Source organism: Leptolyngbya sp. 7M, from assembly GCF_018128485.1.
The window spans coordinates 2,152,501-2,177,765 of the sequence record NZ_CP070897.1 but is presented as its reverse complement, the minus strand read 5'-3'; the positions used below and the strand labels follow the sequence as shown (position 1 = coordinate 2,177,765).

The following is a 25,265-nucleotide window of genomic DNA, read 5'->3' as shown; positions in this document are numbered from 1 at the left end:
GGCCTTGTGAAAAAAGAAAGGGCGCTTTTGTCAAAGCGCCCTTCCCAGAAACTGGCTCCGCAGGTAGGGCTCGAACCTACAACCCTTCGGTTAACAGCCGAATGCTCTGCCATTGAGCTACTGCGGAATATCGCTCGCCTCTCGGCGAACTTAAAGATTAGGAATTTAGGCCATTATTGTCAAGTTTTCTGCCCGTGCTTTGTCTGCGGCAAAGGTTGCCTTAAAATACCCGAAATTTGCTTTCGTTGAGGAAAACTCCTGGCCGTAATCACTCCATCGATCCTTTATGATCATCTTCGCTGCCCGCATAAGGTCTGGCGCGACGCCAACGGCCCTCGAGCAGAATTCGTAGAGCAGGACAACCCCTTTCTGAAACTGTTATGGGAGCGCGGTGTTCAGCATGAAGCCGATATCATCGCGAATTTCGCCGATGCCTATGTCGATTGCAGTACGGGAACGCAGGAAGAGAGGATCGCAATGACAAACTCCGCGCTCTCAGATCGAGCCAAGTATATCTATCAGGGCATTCTGGCGCACGGTGATCTGTTTGGCATACCAGATCTTTTGTATTGGGACGGGAGCGAGTATCTCCCGATCGATATCAAATCTGGTTCGGCGGAGACCGGCTCAGATGATGATGCGAACGGCAAGCCCAAAAAGCACTATGCTGTTCAGCTTGCCCTATACTGCGAGATTCTGATGCGGCGCGGATTGCACAGCTCGAAAAAAGGCTACGTCATAGATGCTACCGGGGAGCGTGTCGAATACCTACTTGACGCTCCGCAGGGTCCGCGCACGCCCGAAACGTTCTTTCAGCTTTATGAGCGTTTGCGGAAAGACGCCGTTGCACTGATAAAGAATGAAGCGCAGAACGATCCTGCCAATTGTTCATCCTGCGGCGATTGCGGTTGGAAGGGTTCGTGTAAGAAATGGGTCTTAGAGAACGATGACCTGACGCAGCTTTTCTGTATTGGCCGCGCCGTTCGCGATGCCTTCCGCCGTGATCTCGGAACGACACGGGTCGAGGATGTCTTGAGGCTCGACGTTGGGCACCTTGCCGAAAGAAAGAAGACTGATAGAGAGTTTCTAAAAGGGATCGGCTCTTCAACGCTTGAAAAACTTGTCATTCGGGCCCGGCTGCTTAAAGAAAACGGGAAGCCGATGATGCGTTCACGCTTTGATTTCCCTGGGGTGTCGAACGAGTTGTTCTTTGATCTTGAGTCTGACCCCACACAGGACCTGGTTTACCTGCACGGATTTTGGGTGCGTGATCAGGCTGGAGAGCGCTTCGTCCATTTTACCGCACGCGAGGCTTCACCGGAGGCCGAGCGGCGCGTTTTTGAAGAGGCTCTCGATTTCATTCATTCTTACGAACCGGCAGATACGGCCATCTATTATTACTCTCCGTATGAAAGAACCTGCTACCGCAGGCTGAGGAAAAAGTTTCCCGACGTCATAGCCGAAGACGAACTCGAAGCGATATTTGCCCACCCAAACTGCATAGATCTTTATGATGTCGTATCGAAGAACACCGAATGGCCGCTTGGCAGCTATGGCATCAAGTCTATTGCCCAGTATCTTGGATTCAACTGGCGCGATGAAACGCCGTCAGGGGCCCTTTCCATTCAGTGGTACAACGATTTTCTGAATACCGGCGACGTGGCTTTTCTTGACCGTGTACTTGAATACAATGAGGACGACTGCAAAGCGACAATGGTCGTAAAAGACTTTCTGAAAGAACAAATGGAAACTACCTGATCTATGGCGAAAAACGAATTGCAAACAAAGAAAACTGAAGCAAGCGTTAACGAATTTCTTGATTCTATTGAGAATGAAAGGCGCCGGCAGGACGGTTATTCGCTTCTTGAGATGTTCAAATGCGTCACGGGCGAGGAGCCTAAGATGTGGGGCCCGGCGATCATCGGTTTTGGTGATAGCATCTATCGATACCCGGACGGCCGCGAAATGGATTGGATGACGGTGGCTTTCTCGCCTCGGAAGCAAAATCTGACGCTGTACGTGATCTGCCGATCGCCAAAACAGCCCGAGCTTCTTGCCAAACTTGGTAAGCATAAGACCAGCGTGTCGTGTCTTTATATCAACAAGCTCGATGACGTGGATCTCGGCGTGCTCGAAAAGATCATCGCTGATGCATATAAATTCACCAAGAAACACGGCGGCAATTGTTGATCGCATCCGCGGTTTTTCAAACGGTTCCGGCTTTAACGTATAATCGCTCTTTACCTACGAACCGGAGCGAAATTTTGCAGCACGAAACAATATTGATCCTCGACTTTGGCTCGCAATATACTCAGCTGATCGCACGGCGTGTTCGCGAACAGGGTGTTTACTGCGAGATACATCCATTTCATCTGTCGGCTGACGCCATCGCCGCAAAGCGTCCCAAAGGCGTCATTCTATCGGGCGGGCCATCATCTGTTACTGACGAAGATGCGCCGCGCGTTGAAGAAAGATTCTACGACAAGGTAAATACACCGATCCTGGGCATATGCTACGGAATGCAGCTTGTTGCGATCGATCTTGGCGGCAAGAGCGCACCGGCCGCACGCCGAGAATACGGACACGCCAAGCTAAAGGTACTTAGCGGCAAAACCCGGCTGTTTGATGAATTGCCCTTTGATCTGGACGTTTGGATGAGCCACGGGGACCACGTAACCGATCTGCCGCCGGGATTTCATAAGACCGCGACTACGGGTGATGTCGTAACTGCGATGGAAAATGACGAGCGCAGGATCTATTGTGTACAGTTTCATCCGGAGGTTTCCCATACGCCGCTCGGCAAAGAGATTTTGCGGAATTTTCTCTTCAATATTTGCGGCTGCTCGGGCGACTGGACACCGTCTGGTTTCATAAAGGAAGAAATAGAAAAAATACGTGCGATCGTCGGCGAGACCGACCGCGTGATCTGCGGACTGTCCGGCGGTGTTGATTCGACCGTTGCGGCGGTGCTTGTCCACGAAGCTATCGGCGACCGCCAAACGTGTATTTTCGTCAACAACGGCCTGTTGCGATACCGCGAATTCGAAGACACGCTGCAGGTTTACAAAGACAATCTTCACCTGAACGTGATCGGCGTGGACGCATCGCAGGATTTCTATATGGTGCTCGAAGGCGTCAGCGATCCGGAGAAGAAGCGCAAAGCTATCGGAGCGAAATTCATTGACGTATTTCAGGCAGAAGCCGACAAGATCAAGGACGCGAACTGGCTCGTGCAGGGCACTCTTTATCCCGACGTTATCGAATCTGTTTCGGTTCGCGGAGCATCCGTTACGATAAAAACGCATCACAATGTCGGCGGGCTGCCGGAAAAGATGAACCTGAAGCTGATCGAACCGCTTCGTGAATTGTTCAAAGACGAAGTGCGGCTGATCGGGAAAGACCTCGGTATCCCTGAAGAGATCTTAGGGCGACATCCGTTTCCCGGACCGGGTCTTGGTGTTCGCATTCTCGGCGACATCACGCCGGAAAAGGTAGAGCTGCTGCAAAAAGCAGATAAGATCTTTATCGAAGAGTTACACAATTTCGATTTATATGAGGATGTGTGGCAAGCATTTGCGGTGTTGCTTCCAATACAGTCGGTCGGTGTTATGGGCGATTTTCGAACGTATGAAAAGACCGTTGCACTTCGAGCAGTTACATCGACTGACGGTATGACCGCCGATTGGGCACGCCTCTCGCACGATCTTCTTGCGGCCGTCTCGTCACGCATTACGTCGGAGGTCCGCGGCGTAAACCGCGTCGTTTACGACATTACCTCAAAACCGCCCGGCACGATCGAATGGGAGTAATTATCGCGAACGCGAAACTGGAAAGGTCTTTCCGTCGGCGCGGAAAAAGGTACCGAAGTTATAATTTTCATCGTCGAAAACAAATCTATTGGCTTCTGATTCAACAGTCGAAGACGCAAATGTGGTTCCGCCCATAAATGAGAAGTATTCTTCGCCGCTGCCTTTTGCCCAGCGGACGGCATAGCCTTTGTTTTTGAATTCGACCGTGCAGGTCGTATCACCGACATTGTATCTTCCTTCGAATTCGCCGGGGCTTGCTTTTGCTTTGGTTGAAGCGCCGATTCGTTCTTTGAGCCAAGCTGCAAGCCCATCCTTTGGTGAGTACATAATGTCGTCGATCTTCCACACATTATTGATCGATCTCAGCTTGTAGTTTATCGATACCCTTTCACCAAAATTAGTGAACGTAACCGGCACAGTGGCCGACTCGCCTTTTACATCCGCGCGGCCGACGGCGAAATTCTTTAGCTTCAGGTCCTGGGCATTGTAAAGCGGATCGGCATCGAACCCGGTTTCTTCCGCGGAAACGGACTGCGAATATTTCCAGATCAGGTCGGCGAAAGGCTTGGTGAAATATTTGTCAACGCGGGCGCGGGGATTGTGGTTCCGCCATTCGTGGGTTCGAGTCCCATCGTTCGCCCTGGTTTCAGAGATTGGCACTACAGGAATTTCACGCTTTGCTGCTTCACTGGTAAGGCGCGCAACAGGAAGGGTATCTTCAAGCTGTTGCTGAAATTCTGGCAAGCCGGGTAGGGAACGATTGGTTTGGGAGAAGTTAATACTTCAATCTTCTCCATTATTTTTCTAACATCTGCGTTAATTGTTCTGCACTGAGCGAACGAATTAAACTGAACTGAAAGGGTGGATCACCTAATGTTTGGATGTTGAATGGCTCTAGATACCGCTCATATTCGGTTCGATCTGCCAGATAGAGCTGCAAGAACGCTAGCAGTAACGCTCTCACATTGCTACGAAACAGCGTAATCTCTTCTTCAAGCTGTTGGGGGTCTAGCGATGGAGACAGAATCCGATTGATCATAGCCGTCAACTGAGGAATATGCGCTCCGCCTCTGGCTAACAGCAAATATTTTTCAGGAGCGGTCAGCCAGGTAAAGGAATGGGCTTGTTCCGGCACAATCGGGGCAGCCGGATCATAACCACTCGCGCCAATCACGACCGGAATTTGTACTTGGCTTAACCCTTGCGGCCCAAAAATGCTGGCGTTAACTGGGTTGAAGGCAATAATGAAATTGATCCGCTCATCTTGCAACCCCTGGGTGAGCTGCTGGACTGCCGTGGAAGAAGATTCTAGCTCTAGCGCTCGGCATTGCAACAGCAGAGAAGGATTGAGAAAATCAATAAAACTATCCTGTTGGCAATCTTGGCGGAGATGGGCAAAATCGACGGTGGCTCCCCCTAGGACCAAGACCGTATAGCCCCCAAACGAATGGCCAGCGGCGGCAACCTGCTCTAGATTTAAGCGTCCCTGCCACTCGGATTGATTGCGTTGCTCCAACTGGTCGAGCAAAAACCTGATATCAAGCGGACGATCAATAAATTCCCTGACGTGGAATATCTCAGAAGCTCTTCCAGCTAAAACCGCCTGCTGCAAATCATGATTGCTGCCAATATGTTCGGGCAGAGCAACGGCAAAGCCATAGCTGGCAATATGTTCAGCAACATCAGCAAAATCGGCTCGGCTCGATCCCAACCCATGGGATAACACAATCACTGGTACTGAGGCTGGAACCGAACTAGAGGTTTGTGGTAAATACAGATCAACCGGATAGGTGCGATTGCGGCGTTTGTCTTCTAGAATCAGAGTCTGTTTGGAAAATTGAACTCCTCCAGGTTGACGGAGATCTGGAATATCTGTCGGTTCAATCGCTGATGCTGATTCACTCTGCCGGGCCAGTTGCTCAATTCCGGTAATTACCGCGTTCGTTTCCTGAAAAAACGCTTCGCCCTGTCGTAATGCATTCAGCGCTACTCGCAGGTCAATCCGCATACCCTGAGTTGGAAACTGTCGCAATACATCGATCAGGGTAAAACCGCCGGGTTGAGCTGCTGCCAAAATCAGAGCCGATCGCAGGGCCTGTAGACCGTTTTGACGTTTGCCGGTTTGGATCAGGTTGCCCACATAGCCTAGCGCTTTTTCTCCCATTGGTTCATAAAAGCTCTGGGAAACCACGACCGGGCTGAGCTGATGAGAGGTTCTGAGGGCTGTGCGGAACTCTTCTCGCACTTCAGGTGTGAGAAACCCCAGGAAAAAGGCGAGATCGGAATGAACGGTGCCATCTTCGGCATAGGCTTCGAGGGAAGCAACCGCAACCGAGCGCTCAAACAGACCATAGCTAAAATGAACGGTTTCTGCCGCTTGACCAGGAAGGGGGAGGGATATAGTGCAGACAAATCCTAACAGAGTCTGTAAACCAAACCACTTTAGTTTGCGGGTTTGATTGAAACGCGGGAGCCAAAATGAGTTTGAAGCAGGAAAATGCATAGAGGGGAACATTGCGAGTAGGGAATCAGCCTACCATGAATCGTGTAGGGTGCGTCATCGTTTGTGTCACAGCAGTGACTCTGCGAGAAGCCGCTATACCTGACGGCAAGCTATCGCCAATGCCTCTAGAACTGTCGTAAGCAAGCGATTTGACAGTCTATCAGGCTAACACTCAGAATCGTCTTTGTAATGTAACTTATAAATTGATGCTTGACGGGTTAGTACATAATTGAAAGACAACCATCAGCTACAAGGTTGTAACTGAAGAGGTTAAACAGTAACTGTGACTCAAAGTGACTATGAGAGCTTTGAGTCACAAGATTTTGAACGAAGAGTGGTTGAAAGGTAGAACACAAGAATTCTCAGCTCGTTAATTAAGATAGTAAGGCATCGAAAATTAAGGAGGCAATGACAATGCTTAAGTCCTCTATCCTACTGATTGGTTTAATCATCAGCAGTTGTGGAGTTGTAACAACCGCTTCTAATGACTCCCCCACTCAAGTCTCTTCTCGTCAAGGAATGACTGCTTCAGAATTAGCGCAATTTGCAGTTGCACATGATGAGCCGTTTGAGGATAAACCTACTGTTTTTACTACAAACCATAATAAAGCCTGCGGGCTAGAGATCCCTGTCAAGCTTGTTGAAACTATGGATTTAGGAAACAACCGACTTGCTGGCATTACCTACTATCAAGACTGTGCATTGGCAGTTTTTACCTATTTCGAAATGATGCGTGGAAATTTAGACTCTATTAGTCCCTTTGTTGAGATTGCTGCGGGGAGATCAGTTCAATACTCAAACTGGGGGCCAACAACCGAACCTGGTTGTGGAATAGCTCCCGACCCCAACCCGGCTATTCCTGGCTGCGAACTATCCTCCGAAAATTTGCGGTTTATAGCTCAGGCGATTGAACAGTCAGAGCCGTGAGTTCTGTTTTTTGGGTTGGCTCTGCTCCAGGTTGTGGATCGGTTTCGGAACGGTTTCGGATCGCTGCTGTCGTTACCGTAGGTGCAGATACGTAAAGCTGCATCGCAGGAGAACGACCATGTTGCAATACAGAAATAATTTGCCCCAATTATCGAGCGATCTATTTCTCACAGACGGTGGAATTGAAACGACGCTGATCTTTCGCGAAGGTTTGGATTTACCTGATTTCGCCGCCTTCGATTTGTTGAGGCATGAGGGCGGTTATCAAGCGTTGAAAACCTACTTTCGCACCTATGCTAGCTTGGCTAGAAACTATCAAGTGGGGTTGGTTTTAGAGAGTGCAACCTGGCGAGCCAACCCAGATTGGGGTACAAAACTAGGCTACTCCAGCACTGCCTTGGCTGAGCTGAATCACAAAGCCATTGCCCTTTTGCACGAAATTCGCCAGGACTATGAAACTGAACAGAGTCGGATGGTGATTAGTGGCTGCCTTGGTCCCCGAGGTGATGGATACATTCCCGCAGAAGCGATGACCGCAGAAGCCGCCGCAGAGTATCACCGCCCCCAAATTGAAACATTCCGGGATGCCGACGCTGATCTGGTGACGGCGATTACCATGAATTACATAGAAGAAGCGATTGGCATTGCTCGTGCCGCTCAATCGGTTGGTATGCCCGTCGTCATTTCCTTTACCGTGGAAACCGATGGCAAATTACCCACGGGACAGACCTTAAAGGCAGCGATTGAGCAAGTGGAACAAGCCACGAACCAGTTCCCGGCCTACTATATGATCAACTGTGCCCATCCTACGCATTTTGCCACTACGCTAGTACCGGGTGAAGCTTGGACTGAAAGAATTCGCGGCCTGCGCGCCAATGCATCCGCCAAAAGCCATGCCGAACTCAACGAGTCGGAAACCCTAGACGACGGCAACCCAGCAGAATTCGGCGATCAGTATCGAGAGTTACGGGCCAAATTCCCCCATCTGACTGTGCTAGGCGGCTGCTGTGGTACCGATCATCGCCATGTTGAGGCGATCTGCAAAGCTTGCCTGCCGGTTGCTTGGGCATCACTGGTCAATCCAGTACTTACTCTTTTGTAGGAACGTATACAAAAATGTTTCTGATTTTTCTGACTGCAAGCCAGTATATGTTTAGAGGAGAATTATGTCAGCTACAGCAATAGCGAAGTATAGCTATGCAGCAATTCTGAAGGATGCGGCTAAGATCAATTGGCGAGTAGAAGATTTGATCGGTGCTGATAAATCATTGGATTTTAGCAAACCTTTTTTGCCGGAAGCACTGGCCCATACCGGCGCAATTACTTGCTTAACAGCTAATGAGCAACTGGCTTTGAACCATATCCGAGCTAATAGCTATCTACATCTGTTTGGTTTGGTTGAGGAGTTCATTCTGCCTTTGGTCGTAGAGCATGTGCAATCGCTTGGGTCTGCCAACATTGAAGCGACCCAGGCTTACCTCGGTTTTGCTGAAGAAGAGAGCAAGCACATTCATTTGTTTCGCCAGTTTGCAGCGGCGTTTGCAGCCGGATTTGGGCATACCTGTGAAGTAATTGGACCGGCATCAGCGATTGCGGATTTTGTCCTACAGCATAGCCCGTTGGGAGTGGCATTAGTCACGCTACATATTGAATGGATGACACAGCGACACTTCCTGGATAGCGTGCGAAACCATCAGGGCGAATCGCTCGATCCCCAGTTTTGCAGTTTGTTGAAACATCATTGGCAAGAAGAAGCTCAACATGCCCGTCTCGATACACTAATGGTGCAAGATTTAGCCCGCACTCTAGATGCAGCAGCCATCGCAGCGGCAATTGATGACTATATCGCCATTATTCAATACCTGAATGAGGGGTTGAAGACCCAGGTACAGCTTGATCTGATCAGCTTGGAGCGAGCCATCGGACGGAACTTAACCACAACTGATTCCTCTGACTGCAAGTCAGTACGCCACGAAATCCAGCAGATTCAGGAAAAATCCTACCAAAAGGTATTTCTAGGCTCTGGTATGACCCATCCCAATTTTGTCGAGAGCGTGCAAGCGTTAAGCAGAGAAGGATTTGCCAAAATCTCAGCAATTGCAGCCCAGTTTTCCTAAAGTAAATGCTGATGAAAATAGCGTCACCGTATTCGTGCCCCTCAACCAAATGATTCTAGTTTAATTGTTTCATTTTCATTAATCAAGGAGTTCAATCATGAGTATGCAGCAACAACAATCTATCAAGGAACAATCTATTAACGGCGTTGTACCCAGTGCATTAAATGAGCTGATCGATTCCGTTGCGCAAGACGCTAATCAAGGTCAATTAGCGTTTTATGCAACCACACCGATGTTCGCATCATGGCTGAGGAGATCCTTCGTATGCGCGAGATGACGTCTCGCATAATCGCCAACCATAGCGGCCAGAGCTTTGAACAGGTCGAAAAAGATGTCGAACGCGACCGGATACTTTCGCCGGTACAGGCAAAGGAATATGGGCTGATCGATGAGGTGATCGAACACCGCGAGAAATAGATGGATCGGTGTTGATCGGGCGGACAGTGAGCTTTATCGCTATCGCCTGACTTTGAACGAAAATTATGGCAAATTTCAGACGACCAGATGAACTTCTTTGTTGCTCATTCTGCGGAAAATCACAGAATGACGTGAAGAAACTGATCGCCGGCCCCGGCGTATATGTCTGTAATGAGTGCATTGATATTTGCAATGAGATAATTAACGACGACGATCAGCAGGAGAGTCAGTCATCTCGTGTAAGTCTTCCCAAACCGCAGGATATAAAGAAACATCTCGATGAGTATGTGATCGGGCAGGAGGAATCTAAGAAAAGACTGTCTGTGGCGGTCTATCAGCACTACAAACGTCTCGAATTAGCGAAGCGACGCTCGGACGTCGAGCTTCAAAAATCAAACGTTCTTTTGATCGGTCCGACGGGAACGGGAAAGACACTGCTTGCCCAAACGCTCGCACGCATTTTGAGCGTCCCGTTCTGCATAGTTGATGCCACGAGCTTGACGGAGGCCGGTTATGTCGGCGAGGATGTGGAAAATATTCTTTTGCGGCTGCTTCAATCGGCAGGCAATGATGTTGAAAAGGCTCAGCAGGGGATCATCTACATTGACGAGATAGATAAGATTTGCCGTAAAGATGACAACCCCTCGATCACGCGTGATGTTTCCGGTGAGGGCGTTCAACAGGCATTACTGAAGATACTTGAGGGTACGATCGCCAACATTCCATCTGCAGGCGGGCGAAAACATCCACAACAAGAATTCACCCAACTTGACACAACGAATATCCTTTTTATTTGCGGCGGCGCATTTATTGGGCTCGAAAAGGTCATTGAGAAACGCTTCAGAAATAAATCGCTTGGTTTTCAGGCGGATGTCAAGACGAGCAAACAGCGTCAGGATGAACTTATCGGAAAGCTCGAGCCCGAAGACCTGATCCACTATGGTCTGATCCCTGAGTTTGTCGGCCGTTTGCCTGTTATCAGCACTCTGCAGCCGCTGGACGAAGAGGCGCTTATCACAATTCTTACTAAGCCAAAGAACGCTTTGGTCCGGCAATATCAACGAAAGTTTGAGTTTGACAACATAAGTCTAAGATTTACAGATGATGCCTTGAAAGCCGTTGCCCATCAGGCTCATCAGCGTAAGGTTGGAGCCCGGGGCCTAATGATGATATTGGAAGAGGTTTTGCTTGAATCGATGTATGTCCTTCCCTCTGAAAAGCGTGTCAAAGAGCTTGTCATTACCCGCGAGATGATCGAGCGTCGTGCTCCGGTTTTCGACCTGGTCCGGCCAATGGAAGAAGCGGCGTAAAGTGCGTTCAGTTCAGTACTGCAATGCAAACCAAATGGGTTTGTTGGGTATTGCCAGTGCGGCTTTTTATAGATTATCGCGCCGAAGATCCAGAACATTCTGCCGAAAATCTAGAATATTCTTAAGATTGGACATTTACTCTGCGCAAATGTTTTGTCGCATCGTCTCTGCCATACCCGCATGACAAGGGTATTGCATTTAAATTGTTATTTTGCATAAATAAATTCATTCGCCGAATTTTCGTATTGTTGCATTTAACCCCAAGATTATGCAGGAATTCTCAGACCAGATGCCATCGGACATAAAACGCTATCCAATGGTTCCGATCCGCGATGTTGTGATCTTTCCGTTCACAAAGGTCGCATTCAAGATCGGCCGACCAAGCAGTGTGCGTGCACTTGAGGAGGCAATGACCGGAGAGCGGGATATCTTCCTCGCCACGCAGCACGATGCGACCGTCGATGAACCCAAATCTGATGAGATATACACCGTTGGGACCTTGGGACGGATCTTGCAGGCCCAGCGGCAAGAGAATGGCCAGATCAAGGTGGTTGTTGAGGGGCGCGAACGGGGAAGCTGTGTACGGGTAGAGAAAGATGCCGATGGGATGTTCTTTGCTTATGTTCGCAAAGTAACGTCTGTCGATGAATCTGGATATAGAACAGACGGCTTGTTGCAACGGTTGCACGGTCTCGTCGAACAATTTCTTCGAGTTTCGCCAGATGCTTATACCGATGCGCTGCACGCAAGCCTTCGTGGTATATCGGCGGCTCAGATCGCAGATTCTATGTCGTCTCATCTCAGGATCGGGGTGGAAGAAAAACAGGATCTTCTGGAAACATTCTCGGTCGCGGAGCGTCTCCAAAAGCTCGCCGAGATCCTTGAACATGAGATCGAAAAACGCCAGTTGGATCGTACTATTCATTCGCGCACCAAAAAACAGATGGACAAGCATCAGCGCGAATACTATTTGAATGAACAAATAAAAGCGATACATAAGGAACTCGGCCGAAAAGATGAGAAGGCGGAGCTCGAAGAGCTAAAGAAAAAGATCGAAGAGGCCGGAATGACCGCTGAAGCACGAGATAAGGCAATGCAGGAATTTGCTCGTCTTGAAGCGATGCCGCCGATGTCCGCGGAGAGCACGGTCTCACGAACTTATCTTGATTGGCTTATAAATGTGCCATGGACACAGCGTTCCGAGGAGATAGAAGACCTGAATAAGGCTGAGGCCACACTCAATTCAGATCACTACGGACTCGAAAAGATAAAGGAGCGGATCCTTGAATTTCTTGCGGTCCGACAGTTGGTCAAGAATCCGAAGGGGACGATCCTTTGCTTTGTTGGAGCACCGGGCGTAGGTAAGACAAGCCTCGGCAAATCTATCGCGAACGCTACAGGTCGAAAGTTCATGCGGCTTGCCTTAGGCGGGGTACACGACGAGGCAGAGATCCGCGGTCATCGGCGGACCTATATCGGGGCGCTTCCCGGACAGATCGTTCAACTAATGAAACGTGCCGGGACGATCAATCCGGTGATACTGTTAGACGAGGTGGACAAGCTCGGCCGCGATTTCCGTGGCGATCCGTCCGCGGCGTTGCTCGAAGTGCTCGACCCCGAACAGAATCATACATTTCGGGACCACTATTTGGACGTTGATTACGATCTTTCAAACGTTTTTTTCATCGCTACGGCGAACGTGCTGCATACGATACCGCCCGCCCTTCAAGATCGACTGGAGATACTACATCTTTCGGGATATACGGAGCGCGAAAAGCTGGAGATCGCAAAGCGCCATTTGATACCAAAACAATGCGAGCAGAGCGGACTAGAACTAGGAATGGTTCAATTCACGGATGACGGCGTACTTGAGACGATCCGTCATTACACGCGGGAGGCTGGAGTTCGCAACCTTGAACGTGAGATAGGATCATGTTTCCGCAAAGTCGCTCGACGATATGTGGTAACCGAGGACCGTGCGGACTTTAAAGTGGTCGTTGATGCCGAGAAAGTAAGGGAACTGTTGGGCACCATCCGTTTCAGAAAGCAAGACATTGCCCGTAAAAGCGAGGTCGGTTTGGTCAATGGACTCGCCTGGACGGAGGTGGGCGGAGATGTGCTTCAGGTGGAAGCGACTCTGGTTGCCGGTAAGGGTGATATCACGCTGACCGGTAAATTGGGCGAGGTTATGCAGGAATCTGCGAAAGCTGCCCTTACCTGCGTGCGGTCGCGGGCAGATCAATTGAACATCGATCAGAGGCTCTTCAAGGAGAACGATCTTCACATCCACGTGCCCGAGGGAGCGATCCCGAAAGACGGGCCGAGCGCAGGTATTACAATTGCAACGGCAATGGTTTCCGCTCTTACACAGACACCGGCAAAACACAGTGTAGCAATGACGGGCGAGATAACACTTCGCGGCAAGGTGCTGCCGATCGGCGGAGTTAAAGAAAAATTGCTTGCCGCACATCGCTTCGGGTTAAAGGAGATAATACTTTCCAAAGACAATGAAAAGGATATAGCAGATATCCCTGAAGAAGTGCGTGATGACCTTGCGATAAGATTTGTCGATTCGATCGATGAGGTTCTTTCTTTCTCCCTTGAAACTAATACAGTAAGCGACGGCCTTTCTCATACGCCGCTTCTTGAATTTGAATCTCCGGCCTCTGACCTGCCGCTAGGGACGGAGCAGCATTAGTGCCGGTGAAGATCAAGTCGGCTGAATTCATAAAAAGCTCGTTCGAACGGGGGCATTGGCCCGAATTGGGACTGCCGGAGATTGCCTTTCTGGGACGTTCGAATGTTGGCAAATCATCCTTATTGAATTCTTTACTTTTACGGAAGGGCCTCGCACGGACATCGTCAACGCCGGGGCGAACGCAAAGCATAAATTTCTTTTTGGTCAATGACTCGATCGTGTTCGCGGACCTGCCGGGCTACGGCTACGCCAAGGTCCCGAAAACGATGAGGGCCAACTGGGGGAGAATGGCGGAAGAATATTTGGCCGGCCGTGCGGAATTGGTGCTTGCGGTACACTTGATCGATGCAAGACATCCGCCGACAAAACTTGATCTGGATCTGCACGAGTGGCTTGTTTATAACGGAAAACCATTTATCACTACGGCTACGAAGTCCGACAAGCTTTCTGCTAACAAGCTGAACAAAAGTCTCAACGAAGCCGGGCGAATGTTGGCCGGCGGGAAAGTCATAGCATATTCGTCAGAGACCGGAAAAGGGCGCGAGAATCTATGGAGTGTAATAAATGAGGCAGTAGAAAATTTCTGATTTTCTTGTTGCTTTCCTTCCCGATTTGGTGTAAAAAGAAATTATCCCTAAAAAGCTCGAGGGTTCTTTGAGGAAACTCAAAGGGATGTCTTTGTAATACTACAAATTTCCATACTAATTTTTCTCCACCTTTCGACTTTCAAAACAGACACGCGCTGAATTAGCGGTTCGAATGGTTTGAAGCTGTAAAGCGTAGGATAACCAATAAACACTAACATTTCGGTATTGACCGACAATCAAATGGCTACGAAAACAACATCGCCTCGAAGATCGCGGAATGAAAAGGCCGCGGTTGAAGGTTCTGAAAATGAAGAAAAGCTTCCGGATATTGCCGCGGAAAAGCCTGAGAGCGACGACGGCGTCGCAGAACGGCCCAACGGTGCTGAAAATGAAGAAGCTCCAAAGCGAAACAGGTCTCAGAATGGAAACGGTTCAGGGGAACTTTTGAACAGAGAAGAGGCTGGAGTTACCAGATGGTCTTTGTCGGCGTATAGATTCAAAACTGGCATTCTGATGTTGCTCAGGTTAACTAGTTTGTCTCCCAGGACGATTTCACCCCTGATTAGCTTATTGCCCTGATAAAAATCCTTGAGAAACTGTCGGTACGCTTCACCTGCCTGATCGGGACTGTCAAAAATCCACTTTTCCATGCGCAGAAAGTTGAGCAGCTTATCTCTGTTATCGATGATTTCTAGTAAATCTAGGTACTTTTGAACGCCTAGCTGCCAGGGTTTGAGCATTAGAAAATCAAGGTTGAGATAGTCACCGGAAATATTGCCCAAAGTGTCTACCATTAAATCAATATCTAAAGCTTCTGTTCCTATCGTACATCCTCCCTGCATATTCAAAAGCGCATCGGGGCGGTGAAAATCGACCGGTGTCACCATCACGGTCAAGTTTTTCACTTTCTCTGGGTAGATGGCACTATAACAGAGGCTGAAGGTGCCGCCCTGACATATGCCCAGCAGGTTGATTTGGTTCAGACGATGCTGCTTACAAATAAAGTCTACGCAGTTGTTAATATAGCCATTGATGTAGTCGTCTAGCGTCAACCAACGGTCGGCCCGCGTGGGATAACCCCAATCGATCAAGTAAACATCTAACCCTAACCGGAGCAGGCTAGCGACTAGGGAACGATCGGTTTGCAGGTCAACCATCCAGGGCCGATTCACCAGCGCATAGACAATTAGGAGAGGAATCGGCAAAGGTTGCTCCACTAGGGGCTGGAACCGATACAAAACAAGCTTATCCTCACGGTAAACCGCCTGTTTAGGAGTGATACCAATCTCAATGTCCGCCTCACGCAAGTGGCTGAAATTGTCTATTCCTGCAATTACTTTTTTAGCAGTCTCAGTGGACTTGATGGTGTAATTGACGACAGCATCCTGCCACTGAGCTGGTCTCATAAAAAATGGCAACATGATTTCTGGTCGTTTAAAGAGGATTAGAGAGATGGGGGGCATAGGTGCTCGATAGCTCCTCATGCTGAGCTAGAGCCTGCTTCAGGCGCTTCACTTCTTTACGCAGGTCGTAGATATTTTTGTGCACTTCGTCAATTTCACTGCGGCTAGGCAGATGCATCAGCTTCATCCACCTTTCCAGGATCTGCTGCTGAGAACGTTGGAAATGATTGAGGTTATTCAAAAACTGCCCTCTAATTTTGAGATTGATTTCTGAGCAAAAGGTTTTTTCGAACACCCGATCTGCAATACTACTCCAGAGTTGCTGTAATTGAGTCCAGTCTCTGATGGGTTCTCCTTTCATTGCTGAAGCTGTCAACTCGCGGAGCAACTCTTCGAAGGCCGTCAGTTGAATCTCAGTCAACACTAATTGATAGTTGATACTAGTTGGATAGAGTCTTACCCATGCGTCAATCACCTGCATGAGTTGATGGTTAAAATCTCGGTTTAAGCCTAGGAAAGGAATTTGGGCAAAGGTGCTGAACGTAGTCTCATATACAAAATTCCAGCAGAGGTTATTGAGTTCAATCCAGGGCTTAACAATGCCTTCTGAAAAGTTTGCTTCTTCCATCGGTCATTCCTTCACGAAAAGTTCTACAGAAGTTCTCTGGCTGGCTAGATGGGGGAAGACATGCTTCAACAATACACTAACTGAAATAATATACCAATCAAAGCATCAGTCGAATTCCTTTACTTTTCACTCCTTGAAGATAGAGTATCAAAAGCTTTCTATCGAACTTATACCAATTTTTTGTGAAGCGGCTTATTATCAGACCCCTCCCAACCTCCCCTTGGTAAGGGGAGGTGCCGTAGGCGGTGGGGTAAATTCTATGCAGCTTCACATGTAATTGGTATTACGTGATTAACAATCATTTTCATATCACTTTCATATCTTTATGGCTTAGGCTAGCTTTAGCTGCTGGGATAACGTTCGCTTGGGAGTATTCATAGTATTTCCCTATTTTTGTGTTTTCTGTAACAATTTCATCACCTGCTTTGATACTAGTTGTAGCCTCATTTATTTTGATTGTTGAGGCTTCTTGTTGCGGTAGCGACATTTAATTCGGTCCCAGACCCACTATAGTTGGCATTGATTCCAGAAGTGAAGCATTGTTCATGAAGACTAAGATCGCAATCGCCTGTCAGGGTGGCGGCAGTCACGCTGCCTTTACTAGCGGGGCGCTTCAAGCCCTGTTCGAGAGTGGTATCCAGGATAAGTACAATATCGTTAGCCTCAGCGGGACATCAGGGGGTGCACTATGTGCAACTTTAGTTTGGTACGCGCTCAAGAAAGGTAAAGATCCGGTTAAGCAGCTAGTCGATTTTTGGAGCGATAATACAGCTCAAACCCCGCAAGAACGCCTGTTTAACGACGTTCTGATCACAACGCTTGAATTTACAAACAAAGGGCTATTGCCAGTCTTCAATACTAGCCCCTCGTCCACAATTGCGAAGCAGTGGCTGTCATTTGCAACGATCGGTCTGCGGAGGCGATTTACCGACTTTCGGGAGTTGCTGGAGACGCACATAGACTTCAAGGAAGTCGCTGCTTGGGGTTTGCAGCCAGAAGCTCCTATCTTGCTCTTGGGTGCAAGTAATATTCTGACTGGTAAATTATGGATGTTTAATTCTTCACATGAACCGATTAAAGTTGAACATATCTTGGCTTCTTGCGCTATTCCTAACATTTTTCCAGCGGTTGAAATTGGCGAAGATGCCTATTGGGATGGTATTTTTTCAGACAATCCGCCGATCACCGAGTTGATTGATCCCGAAGATGTGGGTGTTGCAAATATTCCCGAGGAAATTTGGGTGATTAAGTTGAATCCAACTCGCAGAGAAACGATTCCGACTGCCGTGGATGATATTTTAGATCGTCGTAATGAACTGGAAGGGAATGTATCGTTATTCCAAAGTCTCCTCAGCATTGAACGACTCAATAACATTGTCTTGCAAGGAGGTTTCACGCAGGCATATCTTCAGGGATTGGGAATTGCAGCACCAATCAAAATTCCCCGTTCTTTTGTGGAAAAGCCCGACAAACCTTACTATATTCCGTTCATCGAAATGTCCTCTGATTTGCAGAAATCTCTCAATTACGCAAGTAAGCTAGATCGCAATCCTGCTCGAATTAACTACCTGATTGAGGATGGGAAGAAGCAAGCAAGGCAGTTTTTAGCGACAAGGGCAGAGCAGTCCTAGTTTTAGCTTATTGAAATGTCTCCTGAGTTGCAGAAAGTTTTGAACTATGAAAGCAAACTAGATCGTACTTCTCAATTTATCAATCGGCTGATTGAGGACGGAAAGCAACAAGCTCAGAAGTTTTTGAAAGTAAGATATAAAGGAACGTGATCCATACAAAATTAAGTATTTTTTTACTAATGCTCACGAAAAACGATTGAACACAAAACAGTAAGTTAACCAAGCCATTTGATAAATCTGTAGCGCGAGCATCTTCCGCCAGCAGGCCGGATGCATAATTGCTGTGAGATCCTCTAGTTAGTCATAGTGCGAAGCATTGCAGGATGAGAATTTGTATGCGAAGCATTGCAGGATGAGAATTTGTACAAGTTGACTTTATCCAACTAATCGGAACTTCATTAATAAGGAGTGAGAGGATGCAACAAGTTTATATTGTCTCAGCAGTACGCACACCTATTGGTCGATTTGGAGGGCTTTTGGCGGATCTCTCCCCGGTAGATTTGGGCGCAACATCCATGCGCGCTGCTTTAGAAAAGGCAGGGCTATCTGGTGAATCTATCGACCTATATGTTTTTGGTAATGTGCTTCGATCTGGCCATGGGCAATTACTGCCACGTCAGGCTGCATTCAAGGCTGGGCTTCCTGAAACTGCAAATGGATACGCTGTGGATATGGTATGTTCGTCTGGCATGATGAGTGTGATGAGCGCGGCAACGGCAATCGCAGCGGGAGAAGCCGACATCGTTCTAGCAGGCGGTGTAGAATCCATGTCCCAGACCGGGTTAATGCTATCGCACCGCGTCCGATGGGGCTGCAAACTGTTGATGAATCCGTCTGAACCGCTCATCGATCTGCTGGTCTGTGACGGTCTTTCCGATCCGATCACGTCCGAAAAGATGGGCGATCAAGCTGAACGTTTAGCATCCGCCTATGGTGTAAGTCGGGATGAATTAGATGAGGTCGCTTTGTATTCTCAGGAGCGGGCTAGTTTAGCAACTCAGCAACGACTACTTGCCAGAGAGATTGCGCCAATTGAGATTAAAACGAAAAAAGGAGTGCAGCTTGTAGAAAAAGATGAAGGAATTCGTCCTGATACTACACGGGAGAAGTTGGCTGAACTCAAACCAGTATTCAAATCAGATGGAGTGTTTACGGCTGGTAACAGTAGCCAGATCTCGGATGGTGCCGCCGCTCTTGTCTTAGCGAGTGCAAAGGCGGTGGAAGAACATGGTTTAAACCCGATCGCTCGAATTGTCAAAGGATCTTGGGCGGGTGGAGAAAATTGGCGATATCCAGAGGTTCCCATTCATGCCGTGAAAAAACTGTTGGACAAACTGAATATGCGAGTTACTGACTTTGACCTGTTTGAGAACAACGAAGCATTTGCCCTCAGCAATGTCCTGTTCAACCGAGTTTTGGGAGTGCCCTACAGCAAGTTAAATGTCTATGGTGGAGCAATTGCCTTGGGGCATCCAATTGGAGCATCTGGAGCACGCATTTTGGTTACGCTGGTCAATGCCCTCCAGGGAGAAGACAAGCAGCTTGGATTGGCTGCCGTTTGTCATGGCAGTGGCGGTGGAACTGCAATTGCAATCGAGCGATTGGCGTAAGTAATTTTCCTTGAAGAAACAAACTCAGCAATAACCAATGAAAATCCTCGGATTAGAGAACAAAGTTATTTTGGTCACGGGTGGCAATCGAGGAATTGGAGCAGCGATTACCAAACTGCTCAAAGACTTGGGTGCTCAAGTTGCTTACACCTGCCGCAGTCAACCTATGATTGAGGACAATAGTTTAGCATTGCAAGCGGATGTCACTGATCCGACTGCAATGGCACAGGTGGCCGAAACGGTAGAGCAAAAGCTAGGTTCGATTTATGGCGTGGTTGCCAATGCTGGCATCACCCGTGACAACTTTTTCCCAAAATTGACAATCGAAGACTGGGATGCCGTGATCGAAACGAATCTAAAGGGCGTCTACAATACCTTAAAACCTGTAATTCCAGGCATGTATGAGCGGCGAGCAGGCTCAGTCGTTTGTATTAGCTGGTTACGGTCGACGGCGTTGATACTCCGCTGAATTTTATTGTAGATACCGGTGCAAGCATTTCGGTCATCTCCACGGATCTGGCCGAGGTTGAGGCCATACGGTCAAAAGAAATGCCGGAGCGAATGCGGGTTATTGGCGCGGCGGGCATAACCGAAGACGTCCGCTCTTTCCTGCTTCCAAAACTTTCGTTTGGCAACCATTCGCGAATGGATATTTCTGCAGTTGCTCTCGACCTTGGTCTTATAAATGAGGCCTCTGGATTTGAACAGGCCGGCATTCTCGGAGGTAATTTCCTGCGGAGCTACAAGCTGATATTCGATTTCAGGAACGCACGTATCCATTTTGAGCCGATAACCGTGGAAACGCCGGTAACATCCGATCCGCTTGATTGATCATCAATGAAACTAAGTGTTTATCTTGAGACCTCTGTTATCGGAGCTTATCTGGACAACAGTGATACTTTCCGGCGCGACCTTACCATACGCTGGTTCGAGCGGGAACTTGCCGAATATGATGCCTATTCTTCGACGTTGGTTAGACGCGAACTTGAACGGATCGAGGAACCGCATAGGACGGGATATCTAAAACTGATCACGAATTTTAACGAACTCGAACTTTCCGAAGAGGTCGGCATACTCGCCGAAGGCTACATTTCCCGTGGGATCTTTCATCGGCGATTCCTTGCTGATGCCGTGCACGTGGCTATAGCCTCTTTTCACAAGATCGATTACTTCGTAACGTGGAATTTTGGCCATCTCGCGAATGTAAGGAAGCAGGCCCGCATCCGGCTTTTCAATACCGCTGCCGGATTTTTCTCACCGGCGATAATCACACCGGAATTTCTTGTTCACGATTGATGTAGAAGCTCCACGGCCGTGTTGCTGCGTTTTCGGCCGTGCCTTATTTCTTTTCAGTTCGCTCGGCGATAAACTTAACAATGTGTACAGACGTTCGAAATTCCTGGAGGTTTTGATCGATATTCGACAGGAAATGGCGCGCGAGGCAGACTTTGATACCGATCTTTTTGTCGAATTGGTCCGTTCCGGACGGAACGATCCGGCCAGGTCGAAATACCAGGTGTCCGAAGAGCATAAGGTTAGTGAGAATAAAAGTTCACGCAGAAAGTCAGGCTGAAGAGCCATCCGTTTAATTGCTCCTGTTTAGCCCGTTCTAGGTTGGTCGAAGAGTCAAGCCCGAAGATGGAAGCGAGCCTGTTTCTTGAGATCATCGATCGGACACTTTAATAGATCTTGGCCAGATACCTTGTCTCAATATTGTTGATCGCGGCGGTCGTCTCGGCCGCGGGATACCATTTTTTCCGCGATTATTGGGAACACCGTTACGACGATCTGATAATTCGTCACGCACGCATCTACAACATAGATGATCGGCTCGTATGGAGTGTGATCTACGAAGAAACATACTTCCGTTCGGGGTCGATCGGAGATGTGGGCGAGGTAGGTTTGATGCAGGTAACGCCGCTTGTCGCGCGCGAATGGGCGAAAGAAACAGGTCTTAGCCAATTTGAAAGAGAGATAGAGGCAGACGTTGTGAGGTTTCTAAGCGATCCGGAAAGGAATATCCAGATCGGCTGTTGGTATCTTGAAAAACTCCGTGAACGCTACAGAAATCGTCCGGCAGAAACGGCGATGACCCTCGCTGCGTATAACGCGGGTCCTAGCCGCGTTGAGGAATGGACCCGGGATGCCAACACTTTCGAGCTGAAGGAATCCGAATTCATCGATCGCATCGGAATATCATCAACACGTGCCTATGTTTCCTCTATCTTAGATCGCTACCGCACAGCTACGCTTATGCGGTCAACAAGATGAAACTTTTAGCTGCCGAATACCTCCTGCCCATAGACACCGGACCGATCCGGGATGGCGTGATCGCCATTGACGACGGCCGGATCGTAGCAGTCGGCAAGCGTGAATCTTTCGTCTCAAGTTTTCCGGGTGTCCCGGTGACGGACTTTGGAACGGCCGCGATCCTGCCCGGTTTTGTAAATTGCCACTCGCACCTTGAGCTTACAAGTTTACGCGGAGCTCTGGACCGCGACGAGCACGATTTCCGGGGATGGCTTTTGAAACTGAATTCGCTTAGGGCCGAAATGACGCCGGAAGATCTTGAGAATGCCGCCTACAATGGAGCCATTGAAGGGGCACAGGCCGGTGTTACATTTTTCGCCGATATCGCGCGATTCGGCGATGCAGCAGTGCGCGGACTCGCTCGCTCCGGGCTTCGCGGTATTGTATTCCAGGAAACCGAGTTCTCGCCGGACAACCGTACCGCTGAGACGGATATGAAGGCTTTGGCGGAGAAATTCGAGAAGCTTTACGGCGGTGCTTCTTCGCTGGTGCATGTGGGCCTTTCTCCTCATTCGCCTTACACAGTAAGCTCCAAGCTATTTGAGTTGATAGCACAGTATTCGATCATCAACCGCATTCCGCTTTCTATCCACGTTGCGGAATCAAAAAGCGAGATGGAGCTATTCATCGAAGGCCAGGGGTTTTTTACTGAAGTATATGAGCAGTTCGGCGTGGAATGGAACAGTCCGCTCTGCTCGCCCGTACAATACTTAGAACGGCTCGGAGTCCTTTCAGCAAGGCCATTGCTGGCTCACTGTGTTAGGGTTACGGACGAAGACCTGATCCGTATCTCCTCCAATGGCTCTGCGATCGCCCATTGTCCCAGATCGAATGCCAAATTCGGCCATGGAACGGCTCCATTTGCGAAGTTCCTGGAAAATGGCATCGTGACGGGGCTCGGAAGCGATTCTGTTGCCAGCAATAACACTTGCGACCTGATCGAAGAATCAAGATTCGCCGTATTGTCAGCCCGGAATATGCAGGACCCGGTAAGATTCTTGACGGCACGGGATGGACTTTATGCCGCAACGCTCGGCGGGGCTGGAGCAGTTGGAATGGCATCGGAGATCGGCTCTCTTACACCCGGGAAGTTTGCTGATATCACCGTGATATCGCTGGACAATGTTGCACAAAAGCCAATCAATGACGTTGAGGCCGCGATCATTTTCTCTTCGAATGCGCGGGACGTTGTATGCACAATGGTCGCGGGAGAGATCGTTTATTCAGCGAATAAAAAGATCGGTCTTGATCGACCGATCCCGGATAGAAATACCTAGCTCACTGACTTAAGCCTACTTATATTTTATTCCTTTGCCTGGTTGGTATCGGCTGCTTGCCGCATATCGATCAAAAGTTGATCGGGCGACCATCGATTTCCCGGGAGCATTCGGGTCACCTTACCGTCGGGCCCGATTATTGCGGTTACCAGAGAATGAGTAAATTGCGTTTTGTCCTCTACATCCACCTCATACTTCAGACCGAAGAAGTCAGCGATCTTTCTCACGTCCTTGTCAGGTCCGACCGCGATCTGCCAAACAGTGAAGTCTGGTTTCTCCGGATTGCCTAAATATCCCAACCCATATTCCCTAAGTTTCGCTGGCGTATCCCTCGCCGGATCGAAGGAGATACTGAGCAAGCGCAGGTCTTTTCGATATTCTTCGCTGGCGGCGATCTTCATTGCAGCATCAGAGAAATTTTGCGACATCTTAATGCAATACTCTGGAAGCGGACACTCGCGATAGATAAAGGTAACGGCCAGCGTCTTGCCGCGGAAATCCTTGAATGAGATACGCTTTCCATCTTGATTGGTAAGCGGTATATCTGGAGGCTCTTGTCCTATTTGCCGAGGTGTTTTGGGCTCAGGCTGTGGCAAGTTAGGGTTCGGAGCGGCCGAGATAGCAACCCTTTCAAGCCGCATAGGGTCTGGTGCGTTCTTGTCATAAACGAGCGTTCCCTGGATCTCAACACCCGGAAGCAGGTCATCCCAGAGCCAATCCTCGTTTATCTTGAAATCCATCGTCATCCGCGGCATAAAGCCCGGGATTTCTTCGTGTTCGATCTGAGCGGTTTTCGTGGCTCGATCGACACTGATAACGCGGCCACGGAGTTCATACCGAGCAGCATCGGGCGATTCCGACGCGTGATCATGACCGGACGAGCAGGCAGAAATAGCCAAACAAAGCAAGGCTACAAGAAGAAGTAAACGAAATTGCATAAAAAAGCGGAACTTTCAGGTTCCGAGAAAACCAGATTTGCTTCTATTATCTCGAAAAATATCGGCCCGTTCAAAGTATCATAACCATTCAACTATTTCGGCCTGAGTTGTTCGTCATAAAGTTCAAGATATACGCGATATGCCGAAATCACTTTCAATACGTAATCCTTTGTTTGCGCATACATTATTTCCGGAACATATCGCTCCGGTTCGCTTACTTTTGCCCTGCCCATCCAACGCTGCATATTGTCTTCGCCGCCATTGTAGCTTGCCGCAACGGCCGAAGGTTGGTTGGGATAGATACGGAAGATCTGTGAGACGTATTCGGAACCGAACATTATCGCAATGTTCGGATCGAAGAGGTCATCCTGGCGAAACCGAGTGATCCTAAGATCGCGGGCGATACGTTCGGACGTGTCAGGAATAAACTGCATCAGCCCTCTTGCTGCCGCCACGGATTTGACCGTGGGATCGAACCGGGATTCCTGCCGCATTATTGCGAGCAGGAAGCGCGGATCAACACTTCTTTCCGCTGTATGTAGCAAAAGCTCGTCGCGGAATGCTATCGGATAAAGCATTTCGCGGACGTTTTGAGGTATCAGTTCGATCTGATGGTCAGCTGTGAGCTTGAAGGCTGGTTCTGCATAGCGGATCGCCCTGCTGCTCCAGCCACCCCGCAGATATACCGCCGCCGCTTCTGCCGGATCCTTCAGTCGCCCCTCAGCTTCCAATTCGTGTGCAGCCTCATCGTACAGACCCAAAAACAAGAGTTCATCGGCAGCAGACATCCGGCTGCCCCCCGACCGTGATCGCTTTCCTGAATCGCGAAGCTCCGCTCTTCCTTTTGGGACCTGAGACAGGCGGGCTGCTAACTTTGTTTCCGTTTGCGACGAATAAATGTTTGCAAGTTCATCCAGAAAGGGCTTTCGGGCGGTGGGATCAGCCACCAATCGGATCGCTGAATGAAGCGATCTTTTACGAACAGACGGATCGGCGCCGGATCGTCGGAGCGTTTCAAGTTTTTGATCGATCAAACTCCGCGAACGCTCGGAAACCGCCATCGCCCGTAGGCGTTCAGTTGCCAACCAGCCATAAAATGC

The 25,265-nt window shown here is 48.9% G+C and carries 25 protein-coding genes and 1 tRNA gene; 18 read left to right on the top strand and 8 right to left on the bottom strand.

Translation table 11 applies throughout. The features are described 5' to 3' along the window. Positions 1–52 precede the first annotated feature (52 nt). Positions 53–127, bottom strand: a tRNA-Asn gene (locus JVX88_RS10385). 131 nt (positions 128–258) lie between these two features. Here JVX88_RS10385 and JVX88_RS10380 point away from each other — a divergent pair. The 3 genes from JVX88_RS10380 (at position 259) to guaA (ending at position 3,809) form a co-directional block, all read left to right on the top strand. Then, on the top strand, positions 259–1,758 hold the full coding sequence (locus JVX88_RS10380) for a TM0106 family RecB-like putative nuclease (RefSeq protein ID WP_211628649.1): 1,500 nt from the start codon (positions 259–261) through the stop codon (positions 1,756–1,758). 3 nt (positions 1,759–1,761) lie between these two features. Next, positions 1,762–2,190: a DUF1801 domain-containing protein gene (locus tag JVX88_RS10375; RefSeq protein WP_211627238.1), complete on the top strand. Its 429-nt coding sequence runs from the start codon at positions 1,762–1,764 to the stop codon at positions 2,188–2,190. 71 nt (positions 2,191–2,261) lie between these two features. Further along, positions 2,262–3,809, top strand: a complete 1,548-nt coding sequence (gene guaA / locus JVX88_RS10370; RefSeq protein WP_211628648.1) for a glutamine-hydrolyzing GMP synthase — start codon at positions 2,262–2,264, stop codon at positions 3,807–3,809. On the opposite strand, the gene JVX88_RS10365 is transcribed toward guaA, so the two are convergent. Together JVX88_RS10365 and JVX88_RS10360 are read right to left on the bottom strand one after the other, a co-directional pair. Further along, a complete protein-coding gene (locus JVX88_RS10365; protein WP_211627237.1) occupies positions 3,810–4,553 on the bottom strand; it encodes a DUF3828 domain-containing protein in 744 nt (247 codons plus the stop codon). A 52-nt stretch (positions 4,554–4,605) separates the two neighbouring features. After that, a complete protein-coding gene (locus JVX88_RS10360; RefSeq protein ID WP_211627236.1) occupies positions 4,606–6,312 on the bottom strand; it encodes an alpha/beta hydrolase in 1,707 nt (568 codons plus the stop codon). A 414-nt stretch (positions 6,313–6,726) separates the two neighbouring features. Here JVX88_RS10360 and JVX88_RS10355 point away from each other — a divergent pair, with 414 nt between their 5' ends. The 7 genes from JVX88_RS10355 to yihA all read left to right on the top strand — a co-directional run bounded on the left by JVX88_RS10355 (position 6,727) and on the right by yihA (position 14,368). Then, positions 6,727–7,239: a hypothetical protein gene (locus JVX88_RS10355; protein WP_211627235.1), complete on the top strand. Its 513-nt coding sequence runs from the start codon at positions 6,727–6,729 to the stop codon at positions 7,237–7,239. 118 nt (positions 7,240–7,357) lie between these two features. Next, on the top strand, positions 7,358–8,341 hold the full coding sequence (locus JVX88_RS10350) for a homocysteine S-methyltransferase family protein (RefSeq protein ID WP_211627234.1): 984 nt from the start codon (positions 7,358–7,360) through the stop codon (positions 8,339–8,341). A 64-nt stretch (positions 8,342–8,405) separates the two neighbouring features. Then, entirely contained in the window at positions 8,406–9,356 is a 951-nt protein-coding gene (locus tag JVX88_RS10345; RefSeq protein ID WP_211627233.1) for a hypothetical protein, read from the top strand. A gap of 207 nt (positions 9,357–9,563) precedes the next feature. Then, positions 9,564–9,773: an ATP-dependent Clp protease proteolytic subunit gene (locus JVX88_RS10340; RefSeq protein WP_225931525.1), complete on the top strand. Its 210-nt coding sequence runs from the start codon at positions 9,564–9,566 to the stop codon at positions 9,771–9,773. 65 nt (positions 9,774–9,838) lie between these two features. Next, positions 9,839–11,083 carry an ATP-dependent Clp protease ATP-binding subunit ClpX gene (gene clpX, locus JVX88_RS10335; RefSeq protein ID WP_211627231.1) on the top strand — a complete coding sequence of 415 codons (1,245 nt, stop codon included), beginning with the start codon at positions 9,839–9,841 and terminating at the stop codon, positions 11,081–11,083. 289 nt (positions 11,084–11,372) lie between these two features. Then, entirely contained in the window at positions 11,373–13,781 is a 2,409-nt protein-coding gene (lon, locus tag JVX88_RS10330) for an endopeptidase La (protein ID WP_211627230.1), read from the top strand. Then, positions 13,781–14,368, top strand: a complete 588-nt coding sequence (gene yihA / locus JVX88_RS10325; RefSeq protein ID WP_211627229.1) for a ribosome biogenesis GTP-binding protein YihA/YsxC — start codon at positions 13,781–13,783, stop codon at positions 14,366–14,368. Before lon ends, yihA begins: the two co-directional genes overlap by 1 nt. Positions 14,369–14,784: 416 nt before the next feature. Here the strand turns inward: yihA and phaC are convergent, their stop codons facing one another. The 3 genes from phaC to JVX88_RS10310 all read right to left on the bottom strand — a co-directional run bounded on the left by phaC (position 14,785) and on the right by JVX88_RS10310 (position 16,886). Further along, positions 14,785–15,774 carry a class III poly(R)-hydroxyalkanoic acid synthase subunit PhaC gene (phaC, locus tag JVX88_RS10320; RefSeq protein ID WP_263975488.1) on the bottom strand — a complete coding sequence of 330 codons (990 nt, stop codon included), beginning with the start codon at positions 15,772–15,774 and terminating at the stop codon, positions 14,785–14,787. A gap of 28 nt (positions 15,775–15,802) precedes the next feature. Then, positions 15,803–16,399, bottom strand: coding sequence for a poly(R)-hydroxyalkanoic acid synthase subunit PhaE (locus JVX88_RS10315; RefSeq protein ID WP_211627227.1), 597 nt, complete (start codon positions 16,397–16,399; stop codon positions 15,803–15,805). Positions 16,400–16,703: 304 nt separating this feature from the next. Next, entirely contained in the window at positions 16,704–16,886 is a 183-nt protein-coding gene (locus JVX88_RS10310; protein ID WP_211627226.1) for a hypothetical protein, read from the bottom strand. A gap of 58 nt (positions 16,887–16,944) precedes the next feature. Between JVX88_RS10310 and JVX88_RS10305 the strand changes: the two genes are divergently transcribed. From JVX88_RS10305 to JVX88_RS10270, 8 genes are all read left to right on the top strand, one after another. After that, entirely contained in the window at positions 16,945–18,030 is a 1,086-nt protein-coding gene (locus tag JVX88_RS10305) for a patatin-like phospholipase family protein (protein WP_211627225.1), read from the top strand. Between the two features lie 416 nt (positions 18,031–18,446). Further along, positions 18,447–19,640: a thiolase family protein gene (locus JVX88_RS10300; RefSeq protein ID WP_211627224.1), complete on the top strand. Its 1,194-nt coding sequence runs from the start codon at positions 18,447–18,449 to the stop codon at positions 19,638–19,640. A 37-nt stretch (positions 19,641–19,677) separates the two neighbouring features. Next, on the top strand, positions 19,678–20,109 hold the full coding sequence (locus JVX88_RS10295) for an SDR family NAD(P)-dependent oxidoreductase (protein WP_211627223.1): 432 nt from the start codon (positions 19,678–19,680) through the stop codon (positions 20,107–20,109). Continuing rightward, a complete protein-coding gene (locus JVX88_RS10290; protein ID WP_211628647.1) occupies positions 20,076–20,471 on the top strand; it encodes a retropepsin-like aspartic protease in 396 nt (131 codons plus the stop codon). The genes JVX88_RS10295 and JVX88_RS10290 overlap by 34 nt, the downstream gene beginning before the upstream one ends. Positions 20,472–20,477: 6 nt before the next feature. Continuing rightward, complete coding sequence (locus tag JVX88_RS10285; protein WP_211627222.1) at positions 20,478–20,936, top strand: hypothetical protein; 459 nt, start codon at positions 20,478–20,480, stop codon at positions 20,934–20,936. A gap of 82 nt (positions 20,937–21,018) precedes the next feature. Next, the gene (locus JVX88_RS10280) at positions 21,019–21,213 is read left to right on the top strand and encodes a hypothetical protein (protein WP_211627221.1); all 195 of its coding nucleotides are present in this window, start codon (positions 21,019–21,021) and stop codon (positions 21,211–21,213) included. 116 nt (positions 21,214–21,329) lie between these two features. Beyond that, positions 21,330–21,911 (top strand): lytic transglycosylase domain-containing protein, encoded by a 582-nt coding sequence (locus tag JVX88_RS10275; protein ID WP_211627220.1) that lies wholly within the window; start codon positions 21,330–21,332, stop codon positions 21,909–21,911. Further along, on the top strand, positions 21,908–23,227 hold the full coding sequence (locus tag JVX88_RS10270) for an amidohydrolase family protein (RefSeq protein ID WP_211627219.1): 1,320 nt from the start codon (positions 21,908–21,910) through the stop codon (positions 23,225–23,227). Before JVX88_RS10275 ends, JVX88_RS10270 begins: the two co-directional genes overlap by 4 nt. Positions 23,228–23,253: 26 nt before the next feature. On the opposite strand, the gene JVX88_RS10265 is transcribed toward JVX88_RS10270, so the two are convergent. Together JVX88_RS10265 and JVX88_RS10260 are read right to left on the bottom strand one after the other, a co-directional pair. Beyond that, positions 23,254–24,165, bottom strand: coding sequence for an SCO family protein (locus tag JVX88_RS10265; protein WP_211627218.1), 912 nt, complete (start codon positions 24,163–24,165; stop codon positions 23,254–23,256). 92 nt (positions 24,166–24,257) lie between these two features. Then, complete coding sequence (locus JVX88_RS10260; RefSeq protein WP_211627217.1) at positions 24,258–25,250, bottom strand: lytic transglycosylase domain-containing protein; 993 nt, start codon at positions 25,248–25,250, stop codon at positions 24,258–24,260. Between the last annotated feature and the right edge of the window lie 15 nt (positions 25,251–25,265).

Bases quoted from the DNA above. Each gene is read 5' to 3' on its own strand.
- JVX88_RS10375 (WP_211627238.1), top strand. From the start codon at position 1,762: ATGGCGAAAAACGAATTGCAAACAAAGAAAACTGAAGCAAGCGTTAAC.
- JVX88_RS10360 (WP_211627236.1), bottom strand. From the start codon at position 6,312: ATGCATTTTCCTGCTTCAAACTCATTTTGGCTCCCGCGTTTCAATCAA.
- JVX88_RS10355 (WP_211627235.1), top strand. From the start codon at position 6,727: ATGCTTAAGTCCTCTATCCTACTGATTGGTTTAATCATCAGCAGTTGT.
- JVX88_RS10350 (WP_211627234.1), top strand. From the start codon at position 7,358: ATGTTGCAATACAGAAATAATTTGCCCCAATTATCGAGCGATCTATTT.
- JVX88_RS10345 (WP_211627233.1), top strand. From the start codon at position 8,406: ATGTCAGCTACAGCAATAGCGAAGTATAGCTATGCAGCAATTCTGAAG.
- clpX (WP_211627231.1), top strand. From the start codon at position 9,839: ATGGCAAATTTCAGACGACCAGATGAACTTCTTTGTTGCTCATTCTGC.
- lon (WP_211627230.1), top strand. From the start codon at position 11,373: ATGCCATCGGACATAAAACGCTATCCAATGGTTCCGATCCGCGATGTT.
- phaC (WP_263975488.1), bottom strand. From the start codon at position 15,774: ATGAGACCAGCTCAGTGGCAGGATGCTGTCGTCAATTACACCATCAAG.
- JVX88_RS10315 (WP_211627227.1), bottom strand. From the start codon at position 16,399: ATGGAAGAAGCAAACTTTTCAGAAGGCATTGTTAAGCCCTGGATTGAA.
- JVX88_RS10310 (WP_211627226.1), bottom strand. From the start codon at position 16,886: ATGTCGCTACCGCAACAAGAAGCCTCAACAATCAAAATAAATGAGGCT.
- JVX88_RS10305 (WP_211627225.1), top strand. From the start codon at position 16,945: ATGAAGACTAAGATCGCAATCGCCTGTCAGGGTGGCGGCAGTCACGCT.
- JVX88_RS10300 (WP_211627224.1), top strand. From the start codon at position 18,447: ATGCAACAAGTTTATATTGTCTCAGCAGTACGCACACCTATTGGTCGA.
- JVX88_RS10295 (WP_211627223.1), top strand. From the start codon at position 19,678: ATGAAAATCCTCGGATTAGAGAACAAAGTTATTTTGGTCACGGGTGGC.
- JVX88_RS10285 (WP_211627222.1), top strand. From the start codon at position 20,478: ATGAAACTAAGTGTTTATCTTGAGACCTCTGTTATCGGAGCTTATCTG.
- JVX88_RS10270 (WP_211627219.1), top strand. From the start codon at position 21,908: ATGAAACTTTTAGCTGCCGAATACCTCCTGCCCATAGACACCGGACCG.
- JVX88_RS10265 (WP_211627218.1), bottom strand. From the start codon at position 24,165: ATGCAATTTCGTTTACTTCTTCTTGTAGCCTTGCTTTGTTTGGCTATT.